General features: G+C 66.7%; 16 protein-coding genes and 1 tRNA gene. 9 read left to right on the top strand and 8 right to left on the bottom strand.

From position 1 onward, the window contains the following. Positions 1 to 115 precede the first annotated feature (115 nt). From ggt to rsmD, 5 genes are all read right to left on the bottom strand, one after another. Positions 116 to 1,879, bottom strand: a complete 1,764-nt coding sequence (gene ggt, locus FCE95_RS13545) for a gamma-glutamyltransferase (RefSeq protein ID WP_137267515.1) — start codon at positions 1,877 to 1,879, stop codon at positions 116 to 118. A gap of 128 nt (positions 1,880 to 2,007) precedes the next feature. Continuing rightward, on the bottom strand, positions 2,008 to 2,265 hold the full coding sequence (locus FCE95_RS13540) for a YfhL family 4Fe-4S dicluster ferredoxin (protein ID WP_137267514.1): 258 nt from the start codon (positions 2,263 to 2,265) through the stop codon (positions 2,008 to 2,010). Positions 2,266 to 2,428: 163 nt separating this feature from the next. Then, entirely contained in the window at positions 2,429 to 2,917 is a 489-nt protein-coding gene (locus FCE95_RS13535; RefSeq protein WP_137267513.1) for a hypothetical protein, read from the bottom strand. A gap of 20 nt (positions 2,918 to 2,937) precedes the next feature. Beyond that, positions 2,938 to 3,441 carry a pantetheine-phosphate adenylyltransferase gene (gene coaD, locus FCE95_RS13530; protein ID WP_137267512.1) on the bottom strand — a complete coding sequence of 168 codons (504 nt, stop codon included), beginning with the start codon at positions 3,439 to 3,441 and terminating at the stop codon, positions 2,938 to 2,940. A gap of 14 nt (positions 3,442 to 3,455) precedes the next feature. Further along, positions 3,456 to 4,070 carry a 16S rRNA (guanine(966)-N(2))-methyltransferase RsmD gene (rsmD, locus tag FCE95_RS13525; protein ID WP_137267511.1) on the bottom strand — a complete coding sequence of 205 codons (615 nt, stop codon included), beginning with the start codon at positions 4,068 to 4,070 and terminating at the stop codon, positions 3,456 to 3,458. A 56-nt stretch (positions 4,071 to 4,126) separates the two neighbouring features. Between rsmD and ftsY the strand changes: the two genes are divergently transcribed. The 5 genes from ftsY (at position 4,127) to FCE95_RS13500 (ending at position 8,620) form a co-directional block, all read left to right on the top strand. Beyond that, the gene (ftsY, locus tag FCE95_RS13520; protein ID WP_137267510.1) at positions 4,127 to 5,182 is read left to right on the top strand and encodes a signal recognition particle-docking protein FtsY; all 1,056 of its coding nucleotides are present in this window, start codon (positions 4,127 to 4,129) and stop codon (positions 5,180 to 5,182) included. A gap of 5 nt (positions 5,183 to 5,187) precedes the next feature. Continuing rightward, positions 5,188 to 6,438: an AsmA family protein gene (locus tag FCE95_RS13515; RefSeq protein WP_137267509.1), complete on the top strand. Its 1,251-nt coding sequence runs from the start codon at positions 5,188 to 5,190 to the stop codon at positions 6,436 to 6,438. Then, a complete protein-coding gene (gene mutY / locus FCE95_RS13510) occupies positions 6,435 to 7,496 on the top strand; it encodes an A/G-specific adenine glycosylase (RefSeq protein WP_137267508.1) in 1,062 nt (353 codons plus the stop codon). The genes FCE95_RS13515 and mutY overlap by 4 nt, the downstream gene beginning before the upstream one ends. A gap of 175 nt (positions 7,497 to 7,671) precedes the next feature. Continuing rightward, positions 7,672 to 8,316, top strand: coding sequence for a dihydrofolate reductase family protein (locus FCE95_RS13505; protein ID WP_223266891.1), 645 nt, complete (start codon positions 7,672 to 7,674; stop codon positions 8,314 to 8,316). Between the two features lie 31 nt (positions 8,317 to 8,347). Then, positions 8,348 to 8,620, top strand: a complete 273-nt coding sequence (locus FCE95_RS13500; RefSeq protein WP_137267507.1) for an oxidative damage protection protein — start codon at positions 8,348 to 8,350, stop codon at positions 8,618 to 8,620. A gap of 44 nt (positions 8,621 to 8,664) precedes the next feature. Here the strand turns inward: FCE95_RS13500 and FCE95_RS13495 are convergent, their stop codons facing one another. Next, positions 8,665 to 9,078: a DUF6491 family protein gene (locus tag FCE95_RS13495; protein ID WP_137267506.1), complete on the bottom strand. Its 414-nt coding sequence runs from the start codon at positions 9,076 to 9,078 to the stop codon at positions 8,665 to 8,667. Between the two features lie 165 nt (positions 9,079 to 9,243). Here FCE95_RS13495 and FCE95_RS13490 point away from each other — a divergent pair. Beyond that, a tRNA-Phe gene (locus FCE95_RS13490) sits at positions 9,244 to 9,319 on the top strand. A 219-nt stretch (positions 9,320 to 9,538) separates the two neighbouring features. Beyond that, the gene (locus FCE95_RS13485) at positions 9,539 to 10,225 is read left to right on the top strand and encodes a dihydrofolate reductase family protein (protein ID WP_137267505.1); all 687 of its coding nucleotides are present in this window, start codon (positions 9,539 to 9,541) and stop codon (positions 10,223 to 10,225) included. A gap of 43 nt (positions 10,226 to 10,268) precedes the next feature. Here FCE95_RS13485 and FCE95_RS13480 read toward each other — a convergent pair whose 3' ends face one another. Continuing rightward, on the bottom strand, positions 10,269 to 11,150 hold the full coding sequence (locus FCE95_RS13480) for a LysR family transcriptional regulator (protein WP_137267504.1): 882 nt from the start codon (positions 11,148 to 11,150) through the stop codon (positions 10,269 to 10,271). 109 nt (positions 11,151 to 11,259) lie between these two features. Here FCE95_RS13480 and FCE95_RS13475 point away from each other — a divergent pair, with 109 nt between their 5' ends. Beyond that, positions 11,260 to 11,793: a GlcG/HbpS family heme-binding protein gene (locus FCE95_RS13475; protein ID WP_189644756.1), complete on the top strand. Its 534-nt coding sequence runs from the start codon at positions 11,260 to 11,262 to the stop codon at positions 11,791 to 11,793. Beyond that, positions 11,790 to 13,514: a PQQ-dependent sugar dehydrogenase gene (locus tag FCE95_RS13470; RefSeq protein WP_189644755.1), complete on the top strand. Its 1,725-nt coding sequence runs from the start codon at positions 11,790 to 11,792 to the stop codon at positions 13,512 to 13,514. Before FCE95_RS13475 ends, FCE95_RS13470 begins: the two co-directional genes overlap by 4 nt. A 58-nt stretch (positions 13,515 to 13,572) precedes the next feature. Here FCE95_RS13470 and FCE95_RS13465 read toward each other — a convergent pair whose 3' ends face one another. Further along, positions 13,573 to 13,875, bottom strand: coding sequence for a hypothetical protein (locus FCE95_RS13465; RefSeq protein ID WP_137267502.1), 303 nt, complete (start codon positions 13,873 to 13,875; stop codon positions 13,573 to 13,575). Positions 13,876 to 13,984: the final 109 nt, after the last annotated feature.

The raw sequence follows: 13,984 nt of genomic DNA, 5'->3' as shown, positions 1-13,984 counted from the left end.
GGACGCTTCTCGTTCTTTCTTTGTAGAGCGGGGCTTGCCCCGCTGCTTTATACACGGCCAACGCGACGCTATTCCAACAAAGCAGCGGGGCAAGCCCCGCTCTACAAAGCCGGCATCACCGAGCTTTCGCCGCGGCGGGAGCCGCCATCACCTCGGCCTTGCCCACCGGATTGCGCGGATCGCTGCCGCCGGTCAGCGTGCCGGCTTTGCGGTCCCACAGCACCGTCTGCAGATTGCCCCAGACGTGGCTGGACCCGCGTCCGCCGGCGGCTTCGTCGCTCGGCAGATCCAGACCATGGCCCATGGCTTGGAGTTCCTTGGCCACCGGCCCGGGGATTGCCCCGCTCTCGGCTTCGATCTCGTCCGGCATCCACTGGTGGTGGTAGCGCGGCAATGCGGCGACGGCTTGCGCGTCCAGACCCTGGTCGTAACCCAGGACGCCCAGCAGCACCATGGTGATGATACGGCTACCGCCCGGCGTGCCGAGTACGGCGACGCGGTCGGGCGACTCCATGAAGGTCGGCGTCATCGAACTGAGCATGCGCTTGCCGGGCGCGGGTGCGTTGGCGTCGTAGCCCATCACGCCGAATGCGTTCGGCGTGCCCGGCTTGAGCGCGAAATCGTCCATCTCGTCGTTGAGCAGCACGCCGGTGCCGGGCGGAATCAAGCCGGAACCATAGGTGAGGTTCACCGTCTGGGTCGCGGCGACGCGGTTGCCTGCGGCGTCGATGATCGAGAAATGGGTGGTTTCTTCGTCTTCCAACGGCGTCTGCTGGCCGGACAGCAGATCGCTCGGCGTCGCCTTGTCCGGATGGATGGTCGCGCGCAGGCCGGCGGCGTAGTCGCGGCTGGCCAGCGTGCGCATCGGGATCTTCACGAAATCCGGATCGCCCAGATAGAAAGTGCGGTCGCGGAACGCGCGGCGCATCGATTCCACCACCAGATGGATGCGGTGCGCCTCGTCGAGCTTGCGCAGATCCCAGCCTTGCAGGATCTGCAGCATCTCGGCCAGCGCGATGCCGCCGGAGGACGGCGGCGGCGCGGTGACGATGCGCCAATCGCGGTATTTGAAGCTGATCGGCGCGCGCTCCTTGACCCGGTAGCCGGCCAGTTCCTGCGCGGTCCAGCGCCCGCCTTCCGCATGCACGCCGGCGAGGAGCTTTTCGGCGACGTCGCCTTTGTAGAAACCGTCGAAACCCTTCGACGCCAGCGATTCCAGCGTGCGCGCCAAGTCGGGCTGCTTGAAGACGTCGCCTTCCTTGATCGGCGCGCCGCCGGCCAGGAACACTGCGCGCGTGCCCGGGTAGCGTTCCATCACCGCGCGCCGCGACGCATAGCCGCGCGCGAGACGGCCGTAAACCGGGAAGCCTTCGCGCGCGAGCTTGATCGCCGGCGCCAGCGTGGTCTTCAGCGGCAACTGGCCGTATTTGTCGGCCAAGTGGACGAACGCGGCGGGCAAACCGGGAATGCCGGCCGACCACGGCCCGTTCTCGGCGCGGTCGCGGTTGAACTCGCCGTTCTGCAGCAGGTATTCCGCAGGCGTCGCCGCGGCCGGCGCGGTTTCGCGCGCATCGACGAAAATGTCTTTGCCGGTTTTCGCATCGTGCAGCAGGAAGAAGCCGCCGCCGCCGAGACCGCTGCTGATCGGCTCGACCACCGACAGCGCGGCGGAAGTCGCCACCGCGGCGTCGAACGCGTTGCCGCCCTGGCGCAGCATCTGCATGCCGGCTTCCGTGGCCAAAGCGTGGGCGCTGGCGATGGCGGCGCCGGGCGGATGCGCGGCGGCGGGTTGTTCGCGGCGGGCGTCGGCGCAGGCGGTGGAAGAAAGCAGCAATCCTGCGAGCAAGACGGATGCGGCGAATCGCTTTTTAGCCGTCATTCCCGCGAAAGCGGGAATCCAGCGACTTTGCCGTTCCCGCAGCGTGCGGAACCCAAGCGAAAGACACTGGATTCCCGCTTTCGCGGGAATGACGGCTTCGAGCGTCTTCGGCTCGCGAGATTGGCTTTTCATTCAGTCGACTCCTCCTCGAGCCGGCGCAATTTCGCCAGCAGATCGGTTTCGGTTTCCGGATGCGCCGGATCCGGATCGATGCACTCGACCGGACACACCACCACGCACTGCGGTTCGTCGAAATGGCCGACGCATTCGGTGCAGCGCGCCGGATCGATCACGTAGATCGTCTCGCCCTGCGATATCGCCTTGTTCGGGCAGACCGGCTCGCAGACATCGCAGTTGACGCAGAGTTCGTTGATCCTGAGAGACATGTCCTGCTTGCCGCTTTATGTAGGAGCGGCTTTAGCCGCGAGCCTTTTCCGCACGTCCCGAAAGACGTGGCCGGAGCTTGAGTAAAGAGCTCGCGGCTAAAGCCGCTCCTAAAAGGCGGGCTTTACCGAAGCCGCGCGGACGACCGCCCGCGCGGCTTCACTATTACTTGGTCTGCACGAAAACGTAATCGACGCCGGCCGGCGCCACGCCCGCCTTGACCCGCTCGTTGTCGGCGGCCGCGCCGATGAAGACGACTTTGACGCCCTTCATCGAACCCGGCTGGATTTCCTTGAACGATTCGATCACCGCGTCGGCCATCTTGGCCGAAGCCGGTGAACCGAACACGAGCATATTGCCTTCCAGAATGCCGCGGCCCACGTCGCCCTTCATCTTTTCCAGCTGACGCTCGTACTCGCCGGCGAAATCGGGCGAGGATTCGTCGGGTAGGAAGTAGGCGTAGGGCGCGCTGGTGACGCCTTCCATGTTCCGCTTGGCGACGTCTTTGATGTATTCCTGCCAGGCCTTCTTGTCGCCGGTCGTCGGCACCGCGACCGGGGCCGCGACCGCTTCCTTCGGCTTTTCTTCCTTGTTGCAGGCCGCGAACGGCAACGCAAGGCAGGCGGCCAGCATCAGACGGGTGGTGAGTTTCATGTGTATCCCCCAGGTGACGGTCATGCGAGTGTGCGCTGCCATTCGGCCTGCAGCGCTTTGGCCACCGCCGGCGGCACGAAAGCCGAAACGTCGCCGCCCAGGCGGGAAATTTCGCGCACCAGCGAAGAAGAGATGAAGCCGTATTGCTCGGCCGGCGTCAGGAACAGAGTCTCGACGTCCGGAATCAGATGGCGGTTCATGCTGGCCAACTGGAATTCGTATTCGAAATCGGACACCGCGCGCAGGCCGCGCAGCAGCACGCCCGCGCCCAGTTCGGCGACGAAGTGGGCCAGCAGCGAGTTGAAGCCGCGCACCTCGACGTTGGGGAAACGGGCCACCGCTTCGCGGGCCAGTTCCACCCGCAGCTCGAGCGGCAGCGCCGGGCCCTTGGCCGGGCTTTCGGCGACGCCCACGATCAAGCGCTCGAACAGGGGCGCGGCGCGATCGATCAGGTCGATATGACCGTTGGTGATCGGATCGAAGGTGCCGGGGTAAACCGCGATACGGGTACGCACCATGCTCATTCGGTCGCGCTCATCTATGCAAGGCTTGCCGGAGGGCCGTCATTGGCGGGCGCCAGTGTAACAGCGCCCCCGTCGGCGCGGCGGAACAGTGCGTAGCGCGCCTCGCGGGTACTGCCCTGTCGATGCAGCGACCAGCCCGGCCCGGGCTCTACCGCCGCATCGGTCGGAGACTCCAAATACAGCCAAGCCTGCGGCGACAGCCAGGGCGGCAATGCGGCCACCGCCGTAGGCCACAAATTGCCCGCGAAAGGCGGGTCGACGAAGACCAGGTCGAAGCGGCCGTGCAGCGGCGCGCGCAGGAAGGCCAGCGCATCGGCGCGAACGACCGTAGCCTGGTTTTCGGCCTTCAGCCGGGCCACGGTCGCCTGCAGCGACGCGGCCAATGCCGGGTCGCGTTCGACCAGCAAAGCTTCGCGGGCGCCGCGCGAAAGCGCCTCCAATCCCAGTGCGCCGGTGCCCGCGAACAGATCGAGCACGCGCGCGCCCGGCAGCATCGGCTGCAGCCAGTTGAACAGGGTTTCGCGGACGCGGTCCGCGCTGGGACGCAGGCCCGGAGCGTCGGCCACGTCGAGCCGGGTGCCGCGCCAATGGCCGCCGATGATCCGCACCTTGCCCGCCGGGTTTTTCATGCGGGATGCCGGTCCGCGTTTGTTAACATGCGCGCATTCTCCGCGATTAATGGGCAATGGTCAGTTTTTTCCGCCGCAAGAAGCCGGAACCGGCCGCTGCCGAGCCTTCCGATCGTCCGCCTAGCGAGGTCGCCGAAACCCCGGTGCAAGACGCGCCGCCGGTCGCCGCCGCCGAGACGGCTCCGGCTGCGCCCGGCAAACCCGGCTGGCGCGACCGCCTGCGCGGCAGCGCGTTCGCGCGCAGCTTCGGCGGATTGTTCTCGCGCCACCCCAAGCTCGACGACGATCTGCTCGACGAGATCGAAACCGCATTGCTGACCGCCGACGTCGGCGTCGCCGCGACGACGCAGTTGGTGGAATCGCTGCGCAAGCGGATGAAGGCGCGCGAATTCGCCGACGCGAACGCCCTGCTCGCCGGGCTGCGCGGCGAATTGATCGCATTGCTGCAGCCGGTCGCGCGGCCTCTGGTCGTCGATCCGTCCGCCAAGCCTTTCGTCGTGCTGACGGTGGGCGTCAACGGCGTCGGCAAAACCACCACCATCGGCAAACTCGCGCACCGCTTCAAAGACGAAGGCCGCAGCCTGATGCTGGCCGCCGGCGACACCTTCCGCGCTGCCGCGGTCGCGCAATTGCAGGCTTGGGGCGAGCGCAACGGCGTGCCGGTGATCGCGCAGGGCCAGAACGCGGATGCGGCCTCGGTGGCCTTCGACGCGTTGCAGGCGTCGAAATCGCGCGGCATCGAAGTGCTGATCGCCGACACCGCCGGCCGCTTGCACACCCAGACCGGATTGATGGACGAACTGGGCAAGATCCGCCGCGTGCTGGGCAAACTCGATCCCGCTGCCCCGCACGAAGTGCTGATGGTGATCGACGGCACCACCGGCCAGAACGCGCTGTCGCAGCTGCGCATGTTCAACGCGGCGGTCGGCGTGACCGGATTGGTCGTCACCAAGCTCGACGGCACGGCCAAGGGCGGCGTGGTGTTCGCCCTGGCGCGCGAGTTCGGCATTCCGATCCGTTACGCCGGCATCGGCGAAAGGCCGGAAGACCTGCGCGTGTTCGACGCCGAAGCGTTCGTCGATGCGCTGTTGCCGGAGTCGCTGGGCCATTGATGCCCGTGAGCCGCCGCATCCGCATCTGGCTGGTCGCGATCGCGGTTCTGGTTTTGCTGGGCCTGCTCGCGCTGCGCTGGTTCGCGCAACCCGATCGCGTCGCGAGCCTGTTGTTGTCCCGCGCCGGCGACGCGCTCGGCCTTGAAATCGCCGCGAGCGGCGCCAGCGAATACCGTCTGCTCGGCACGCCGATGATCGCGGTGCGCGACGTGGTCGCCAAGCAACCGGGCGCCTCCGCGCCGCTGCTGCGCGCCAAGCGTATCTACCTGACCCTGCCTTGGTCGACGATCCGCGCCCGCGGCGCGGACCTCACCGTCGAACGCATCGAATTGGACGAACCGCAACTGGACGTCGCCGCGCTGCAACGTTGGCTAGCGTCGCGTCCGCCGAGCGAAACCAAGATCCCCATATTGACCGACGGCCTGCGCATCGGCCGCGGCCGCGCCTTCGGCGAAGGCTGGGCGCTGGAAGATTTGGATCTGTCGCTGCCGTCGCTGCATCCCGATCGCCGCGTGCGCGCTTCGGCGAGCGGCGCTTTCGCGCTGGACGGCGCTCGCCTGCCCTTCGATCTGCGCATCGCTTTGACCGAACCGGCAGCGAACGCCGGCCTCGGCATCGCCGGCCGCATCGCCGTCGAATCGAGCGGCTGGAAGCTGCCGATGTCGCCGGTGCTGAGCGGCCGCCTGCATTCGGGCGCGGACGGGATCGGCTTGGATCGCATGAAACTCGGCGCGAACGCGCGTTACCTCGCGAAGGACACCGACCTGCCTTTCGTCTTCGGCCTGGCGGGGCCTTTGCGTTATCGCGAAGGCGGCATCGCCGTCGCGCCGTTGGGTGCGGTCGTGCACGGCGAAGGCGCCGTTCCGAATTTGAATTCGCACGGCCGTTTGAGCTTCGGCGATGGCTTGAGCTTGCGGCTGTCCGGCAAGCTCGCGGAATGGCCGCAAGCCTGGCCCGCCCTGCCTGCGCCGGTCGGCGCGTCGGAATCGCCCTTGCCGTTCGTTTTGGATTACGCCGGTAAAGCGGATTTCTCCGATATCGCCGCGTTGGATCTGCAACGCGATGCGACGAAGTTCGCCGGGCGTTTCCGTCTGCCGGACATCGCCACCTGGATCGACGCCGGCAGCAACGGTTCGCCGCTGCCGCCGCTCGACGGTCGCTTGAGCACGCCGGCGATGGAAGTCTCCGGCGCGCATCTGGAAGGCGTGGAGATCGAAATCGAAGATCCCGCGATCGCGGAGCCGGCGACGCGATGAGCGCGGACGGCTTCGCATCGCGATTGCTCGCCTGGTACGACCGCGACGGCCGCCACGACTTGCCGTGGATGCATCCGCGCGCGCCTTACCGCGTGTGGCTGTCGGAAATCATGCTGCAGCAGACCCAGGTGCAGACCGTCATTCCGTATTTCGAGCGCTTCGTCGCAGCGCTGCCGTCGCTGCCCGCCTTGGCCGCCGCGCCGCAAGACGACGTGTTGGCGCTGTGGTCGGGGCTGGGCTATTACGCTCGCGCGCGCAATCTGCACGCCACCGCGAAGATCTGCGTCGAGATGCACGGCGGCGATCTGCCGCGCGATCTCGACGCGCTGGTGGCCTTGCCCGGCATCGGCCGCAGTACGGCGGGCGCGATCCTGGCGCAGGCTTGGGGCGACCGTTTTCCGATCCTGGACGGCAACGTCAAGCGCGTGATGGCGCGCTACCACGGCATCGCCGGTTGGCCCGGCACGCCCGCCGTCGAAAAGGAGATGTGGCGGCTGGCCGAATCGCACCTGCCCTATGCGCGCATGGCCGATTACACCCAAGCGCAAATGGATTTCGGCGCGACGCTGTGCACGCGCCACGATCCGGCCTGCGTGCTGTGTCCGCTGCAAAGCGACTGCGCCGCGCTGCGCGAAGGCCGCGTCGCCGAATTGCCCACGGCGAAACCGAACAAACCGGTGCCGGAGCGTCGCGCTTTGGTCTTGCTGGCGCAAGACGCGCGATCGCGCGTGCTGCTGTTGAAGCGGCCGCCCGCCGGCATCTGGGCCTCGCTCTGGTCCTTGCCCGAAGCCGAGGACCACGAAACCGCGCGGGCCTGGTTCGGCAAGCATTTGCGCGGCGATTACGACCATGGCGAAGCCTTGGAGCCGATCGCGCACGCGTTCACTCACTATCGCTTGCAGTTGCAACCGCTGCGCTGGCAGGGGCTCGGTTTGCGCGATGCGGTGAACGACGATGGCGGTTTGCGTTGGGTCGCGTTCGACGAGCTGGAATCGCTTGGCATCCCCGCGCCGATCCGCAAGCTGCTTCTAGCCATCGCCCCCCGTAGCCCGGGTTGAGCGCAGCGATACCCGGGGCCACACGCGACTGGCTCACGGAGATCCCAAAGGATTATCCGCAGGGCTATCGAAGCCTATAGACTCGAACGAGTGAGCCGGCTTGGACTCGGCTCAAAAGCGGTGACGATGCGGTATGCGCCGGTCGGCGATCCGCACGCTAGACCGGCATCCGAACATGCGCGAGGAGATCATGAGCAAAGTATTCGTCAACATCGGACTCAGTCTCGACGGCTACATGGCGCCGGAAGGCATGACCATGGGGAAGCCCGAGTACAAGAATTGGGGCGCGAAATGGGGCGCGCTGATGTCCTGGATCATCAATCAACAGTACTTCCGCGAGAACCTCAAACTCGGCTCGGGCGGAGAAACCGGCCCCGTCAACGACCTGGTTCGCAGCACCACGGAGCGCATCGGCGCCAACATCATGGGCAAGCGGATGTTCGACCAAGGCGAAGTCGCCTGGCCGGAAGAGGCTCCGTTCCACACGCCGGTATACGTGCTCACCCATGAAAAACGCGAAGCGTGGGCGCGCCCAGGCGGGACGACCTTTTACTTCGTCAATGAAGGGCCGGAGCGCGCCCTTGAACTGGCTCGCGAATCCGCAGGCGGCCGCGATGTCCGTATCGCAGGCGGGGCGGATGTAATCCAGCAATATTTGAACTTGGGCGCCGTCGACGAGTTGGAAATCGCTTTGGCGCCCGTGTTGTTCGGCGGCGGACGGCGACTTTTCGAGAACCTGAGCGAACCCGGGCCGCAGTTCCGCATCGACAGCGTTCTCGACGGCCCCGCCGCCACGCACTTGCGCTATGCGCGCCGGTGAGCCGGCGGCCAAGCCGGGCTACAATTAGCGAATGCCTCGCACCATTTACTGCGAATACGAAAAACGCGAAACCGAAGGCCTGGATTTCGCTCCTTGGCCCGGCGAGTTGGGTCAGCGCGTATTCGCGCACATCGGCAAAGCCGCCTGGGCCGCATGGCTGGCGCATCAGACGATGCTGATCAACGAGAACCGGCTGTCGCCGCGCGATCCGAAGCATCGCGCCTTCCTGGAGAAGGAAATGGAGAAGTTCTTGTTCGGCGGCGGGGCGGAGAGACCGGCAGGCTACGTGCCGCCGGGAGCCTAAACGCTATCTCTCCCCGACGCGAAGCCGGGGAGAGATCAATGCAATTACTTGGCCTTGGCCTGACCCGCCGCCTTCACCGCCGCCATGTCGACCGGGCGGATCTCTTCGATGCGGCAGCTCGACGGCTCGTCGCCGGTAGTGACGCGGTCGAAACCGGCCTGCACGCGGCCGGCCTGGGAACTGATGCGGATGGCGGGCGCGCCGCGATCGTTCTTGATGCACAGGCCCGACAAGCGCAGCAGATAAGTCTCGGTCGGACGCAGGGTCATCAGGATGTGGGTGTCGTCCACCACTTCCCAGCTCCTCGGGTCGCGGTAGGCGAAATTCTTCACCGGCGCGCCGGTGTGGGCTTCGTACTTGGCCAAGCGGGCCTCGTCGCGGGTGGGTTCCTTGGCGAAGCCGGCGGTGGCCGTCAGCGCCAGCATCGATGCGGTCAACAGCAGGGAAACGCGCTTCATGGCTTGCTCCTAAAACGGTGGTGGGGACGCCGTCGCTCAGATAATGCGCCCGCCCCGCCCGCCCGCAACCCGCCGTCGGACAGGGCATTCAGCCACGGTCCGGCTTGCTCGGGGGCGCTCGTTTACGTACCATTACGGGCTCGCTCGGCCCAGGCCGCAGCAGATGGCCGGGTAGCTCAGTTGGTAGAGCAGGGGATTGAAAATCCCCGTGTCGGGGGTTCGATTCCCTCCCCGGCCACCATCGATAAATCCTCCGCACGAAACTGTTTGGCCGAACGGGCTGCGATCCGATTTCGGCTTCGGCGCGTGCGTCCGCCGCATCGGCGCCCGCTCCGCAGCCTCTCTCCACGCTCGGCTGACCGCCGCTCGAAGCGGCCGGCCTTAAAAGTCGATCCCCGACGCCTCCGTTCGTCGCCTGGCTAAGACGCCGATTCCCGGCCGTCTCGACAGGAGAAAACTCATGCGCAAGATCATCGTCGGCGCGTTCGTCAGCATGGACGGCGTGATGCAGGCACCGGGCGGACCGCACGAAGACCCGACCGGCGGTTTCGAACATGGCGGCTGGACGCTCGCCTATTGGGACGAAGCCGTCGCCGCGTTCATGGACGAAAGTCTGCAGCCGGAATTCGATCTGCTGCTCGGACGCAAGACTTACGACATCTTCGCCGCCTACTGGCCTTACGTCCAAGCCGATCCCGGCCAAGGCAGCTTCGATGCCGTGAACGCCGAAGCCGCCAAGCGCTTCAACCGCATCACCAAATATGTGGCCACCCATCGCCCGGAAAGCCTTTCATGGGCGAACACGCAGTCGTTGGGCTCGGACATCGTCGCGGCCTTGCGCACATTGAAACGGCAAGACGGCCCCAACCTTCTGGTGCAGGGCAGCAGCGAATTGGTGCAAGTTTTGTTGGAAAACGACCTGGTCGACGAATGCCGGCTGCTGACTTATCCGCTGGCGCTGGGTACGGGCAAGCGCCTATTCGGTAGCGGCACGCAGCCCAGCGCTTTCAAGCTGACCCAATCCGCCGTCTCGCCGAGCGGCGTGCTGATGGCGGCTTACGAGCGCGCGGGGGATATCGAAATCGGATCGTTCGATCTGCTCGAACATCCCACCGAGGCCGAGTTCGAACGCCGCAAGCATCTTTGATGCGCATCCAGATCCGCGCCGGCGCACGTCGGCGCGGATCGCTCTAAGCCATCCAATCAATAAAAGCCCGCAACGCCGGCCGCAGTTGGCGCCTACTCGGGTAGTAAAGCGAAAACCCCGGAAAACTCGGCGACCAATCTTCCAGGATCGGCACCAGGCGCCCGGTGCGCAGGTCTTCTTCGATGAGCTTTTCGAAGGCGAAGGCGATCCCCGCGCCGTCCCTGGCCGCCATCAGCATGATGTCGTCGTCGTTGAAGGTGATCGGCCCGGACACCGCCACCGCGACGCGTTCGCCGTTGCGTTCGAATTCCCAATCGTAGATGCGGCCGCTCTGCAGGCGCAGGCCCAGGCACGGCAATTTGGCGAGTTCGCGCGGGTGGGACAGTTTGCGGTGCGCGTCGAAGAAGTGCGGCGCGGCCACGGCGATCATGCGCTGGGCGCCGCCCAACGAAGTGGCGACCATGTCGCCTTCCAGGTTCTCGTGCAGACGCACGCCGGCGTCGAAGCCGGCGGAGACGATATCGACTAAGGCGTCGTCGACGAAGATCTCCAGCGCGACTTGCGGATGGGCGCGGGAAAACGCCGCCATCCGCGGCGCGATCAGCAATTGCGCGGGAAGGCGATGCGACACGATCCGCAGCGAACCGGCCGGCTCGCCGCGCGCCTCGCGGAAGCGCGTCATCGCATCCCCGATTTCGTCCAGCGCCGGGCCGATCTGCTGCAGCAGCCGGCGGCCGTCTTCGGTAGGTGCGACGCTGCGGGTCGTGCGCGCCAGCAGACGGACCTCCAGCCGCGCCTCCAGTTTGCCCACCGCCTGGCTGACCGCCGACGGGGACAGGCGCAGATGACGCGCGGCGGCGCGGAAACTCCGGCGTTGGGCGACCTCGGCGAAGATCGTCAGCAAGGCTAGGTCGGGACGGCTCATTGTTAATTCATACTAAACAGGATGTGCGCCATTCGACGTATTTTCGGACACCTGGCGCGCCGCCACCATGGGCCTGAGCGCGATCTGCCTCATGCCAGGAGAGTTTTTCATGCTGCACCGCCATAAATCGGCCAGCTTCCGCCTCCCGACCCGGGTTACGGCGGCGATCCTGGCCGCCGCATGCCCTGCGTGGGTCGCCGCTGCGGACGGAGACAAAGCCGGCGACGTGGTCTCCGTCGCCAGCCTGTCCGGCACCGGCGCGCAACGCGTGCTTCAGCGCGCTTTGGCTGAAGCGCGGACGCGGAAAGAGAACGTGTGCGTCGTGGTGCTCAATGCCGCGGGCGACCTGCGCACGGCCGAGTGCATGGATCGGGCTTCGTCGGCCGCATTCGCGATCGCGCTCGGCAAAGCCACGACCTCCGCGGCGTTTCGCGCCCGCACCCGGGGATTCGAACAAGCGGTCGAAGGCGGAGCGGCCGAACTCCTTGCCGCGCCGAACATGATGCCGATCGACGGCGGCGCGCCGGTATTGGTCGACGGGCAAGTCGTCGGCGCGGTCGGCGTGTCGGGCGGACGTTCGGACATCGACGGCGACATCGCGGCGGCCGCCGCGGCCGCGATCGGCGCGGAGCGCGCGCGATGAGCGCGGCGAAGCGCGGCGCCGCTCTCTTCGCGCTGGTCGCCGCAACCGCGTGCACGCCATCGCCTCCGCAGAGCGCGGCGCAACCGCAAACGGCGAATGCGGCCGACGCCGCGCGCGGCGCCCCTGCGTACGCGGCGCAATGCGCGCTCTGCCACGGCCCCGCGGGCGCGGGCGGACTCGGCCCCGACCTGCGCGGCGTCGTCGGCCGCCCGGTCGCGGCGATGGATTTCGGTTACACGCCGGCGTTGCGAACGCTGGGCGGACGCTGGGATCGCGAACGCCTGGACGCGTTCCTGACCGAACCTCAACGCCTCGCGCCCGGCACCGCGATGACGGCCACCGTGCCGGATGCCGCCACGCGCGCGGACCTGATCGCATTCCTGGCGAACCTGCCGAGCGGCGCAGCGCCCGACCCTGCGCGCGCAACGTCCGCGCGCAGTAAGGGCGGCGTATTCGGCGGTTGGCGCGACGATGCGCCCGGCCGCGTCTATCGCATTTCGCCTTCCGATCTGCCCTCGCCCGCACCCGAGACATCCGCGAACAATCCGAGCCGGATCGTGCCGCGTCCCAAGGACGCCTGGCCGCGCGTGCCGTCCGGTTTCCGCGTCTCGCTGTTCGCCCAGGGCATGACGGCGCCGCGCATGCTGCAAACGGCGCCCAACGGCGACGTCTTCGTCACCGAAACGGACGCGAACCGCATCCGCGTGCTGCGGCCCGGCGCGGACGGACGCAGCGCGCGCAGCAACGAAATCTTCGCCGAAGGATTGGCCGAACCTTTCGGCATGGCTTTCTATCCGCAGGGGCCGCACCCCCGTTGGCTTTATGTCGCCGAAACCAATCGGATCGTGCGCTACGCCTACACGCCCGGCGCGCTGCGCGCGGCGGGTCCTCCCGAAGTCGTCGTCGCGCGCCTGTCGCCCACCAGCGCGGGGCATTCCAATCGCGATCTCGCCGTGTCCTTGGATGGCCGCGCGATGTATACCGGCATCGGCTCCGCCTCCAATGTCGCCGACAACATGTCGCGCAAGCCGCTGGCCCAGGCGCAAGCCATCCAACGCCGCGAAGGCTTGGGCGCCACTTGGGACGAAGAAGCCGGACGCGCACGCGTCGTCGCCTTCGCGCCGGAAGTCGGACGCATCCGCCCTTACGCGACGGGCTTGCGCAACTGCTCGGGCATCGCGGTGCAGCCCCGCCACGGCGCGGTGTGGTGCTCGACCAACGAACGCGATCGATTGGGCGACGACTTGGTTCCCGACTACGTGACGCGCGTGCCCGAAGGCGCTTTCTTCGGCTGGCCTTGGTGGTACATCGGCGACCACGAGGATCCGCGGCTCGCCGGCGAGAGGCCCGATCTGCGCGGACGCGTCGCCATTCCCGACGTGCTGCTGCAACCGCATTCCGCATCGATGGGCATCAGCTTCGCCGAGGGCGCGCGGTTGCCGGCGCGATGGCGCGGCTCCGCCTTCGTCGCCGAGCACGGTTCGTGGAATCGCGCGCAACGGACGGGCCCGAAGCTGATCCGGATCCCGGTCGATGCGGCCGGTGCGCCCACCGGCGAATACGAGGACGTGATGACGGGGTTCGTTTTGGACGAAGCCCGGGTTTGGGGGCGCCCGGTCTCCGTGGCGGTGGCCAAGGACGGCGCGCTGCTGATTGCCGACGATGCCGGCGGCGTCGTCTGGCGACTGGATTACGTGGGCGATGCGAAAGCGAAACATTAGAAAAACGACACCGACTTGAACCTGCGGCGGCTTCAGCAGTCCGCTGTTGTCGCCGCAGCTAAGGTTTGGCGGGTACGTGGATATGACTTTCGCTAAGCGCCACCACCGACAATCCCAGCGCAGCCAAGGATACGAGCAAGGCCGCTATGGCGATTCTCAGGATCCACCGTTGCGTCCGGGCCGAGGAAAGATGCGCTTCCTTGGCCTTAGCTTCAGCCGTCTGCGCTTCGTCGCCCAGCTCCATGAAAGCGACCGCAGATCGATAAGTCTTACTGGTCGGTGCGATCCGTCCGTCTGCGATCATCGCCTGCACATCGGCAACCGTGTACTTCCCATCGAAAAGCCCAGTATTCGCAGCCATGCGCGATCGCCTCGTTCAATGAATTCGCCGATGGTGCGCGCCATTCTGTAACACCGCAAGAGCCGTGCGCCCACCTGCAGCTCAACTGTTAACTCTCGGGTTTTAGCCG

Source organism: Luteimonas gilva (genome assembly GCF_005239095.1).
Classification (GTDB): domain Bacteria; phylum Pseudomonadota; class Gammaproteobacteria; order Xanthomonadales; family Xanthomonadaceae; genus Luteimonas_C; species Luteimonas_C gilva.
The sequence above is the reverse complement of the archived record's forward strand: the minus strand, read 5'-3'. Positions and strand labels throughout refer to the sequence as shown.

Coding starts and splice junctions, on each gene's coding strand:
- ggt (WP_137267515.1), bottom strand. CDS start 1,879: ATGACGGCTAAAAAGCGATTCGCCGCATCCGTCTTGCTCGCAGGATTG.
- FCE95_RS13540 (WP_137267514.1), bottom strand. CDS start 2,265: ATGTCTCTCAGGATCAACGAACTCTGCGTCAACTGCGATGTCTGCGAG.
- FCE95_RS13535 (WP_137267513.1), bottom strand. CDS start 2,917: ATGAAACTCACCACCCGTCTGATGCTGGCCGCCTGCCTTGCGTTGCCG.
- coaD (WP_137267512.1), bottom strand. CDS start 3,441: ATGAGCATGGTGCGTACCCGTATCGCGGTTTACCCCGGCACCTTCGAT.
- rsmD (WP_137267511.1), bottom strand. CDS start 4,070: ATGAAAAACCCGGCGGGCAAGGTGCGGATCATCGGCGGCCATTGGCGC.
- ftsY (WP_137267510.1), top strand. CDS start 4,127: ATGGTCAGTTTTTTCCGCCGCAAGAAGCCGGAACCGGCCGCTGCCGAG.
- mutY (WP_137267508.1), top strand. CDS start 6,435: ATGAGCGCGGACGGCTTCGCATCGCGATTGCTCGCCTGGTACGACCGC.
- FCE95_RS13505 (WP_223266891.1), top strand. CDS start 7,672: ATGCGCGAGGAGATCATGAGCAAAGTATTCGTCAACATCGGACTCAGT.
- FCE95_RS13500 (WP_137267507.1), top strand. CDS start 8,348: ATGCCTCGCACCATTTACTGCGAATACGAAAAACGCGAAACCGAAGGC.
- FCE95_RS13495 (WP_137267506.1), bottom strand. CDS start 9,078: ATGAAGCGCGTTTCCCTGCTGTTGACCGCATCGATGCTGGCGCTGACG.
- FCE95_RS13485 (WP_137267505.1), top strand. CDS start 9,539: ATGCGCAAGATCATCGTCGGCGCGTTCGTCAGCATGGACGGCGTGATG.
- FCE95_RS13480 (WP_137267504.1), bottom strand. CDS start 11,150: ATGAGCCGTCCCGACCTAGCCTTGCTGACGATCTTCGCCGAGGTCGCC.
- FCE95_RS13475 (WP_189644756.1), top strand. CDS start 11,260: ATGCTGCACCGCCATAAATCGGCCAGCTTCCGCCTCCCGACCCGGGTT.
- FCE95_RS13470 (WP_189644755.1), top strand. CDS start 11,790: ATGAGCGCGGCGAAGCGCGGCGCCGCTCTCTTCGCGCTGGTCGCCGCA.
- FCE95_RS13465 (WP_137267502.1), bottom strand. CDS start 13,875: ATGGCTGCGAATACTGGGCTTTTCGATGGGAAGTACACGGTTGCCGAT.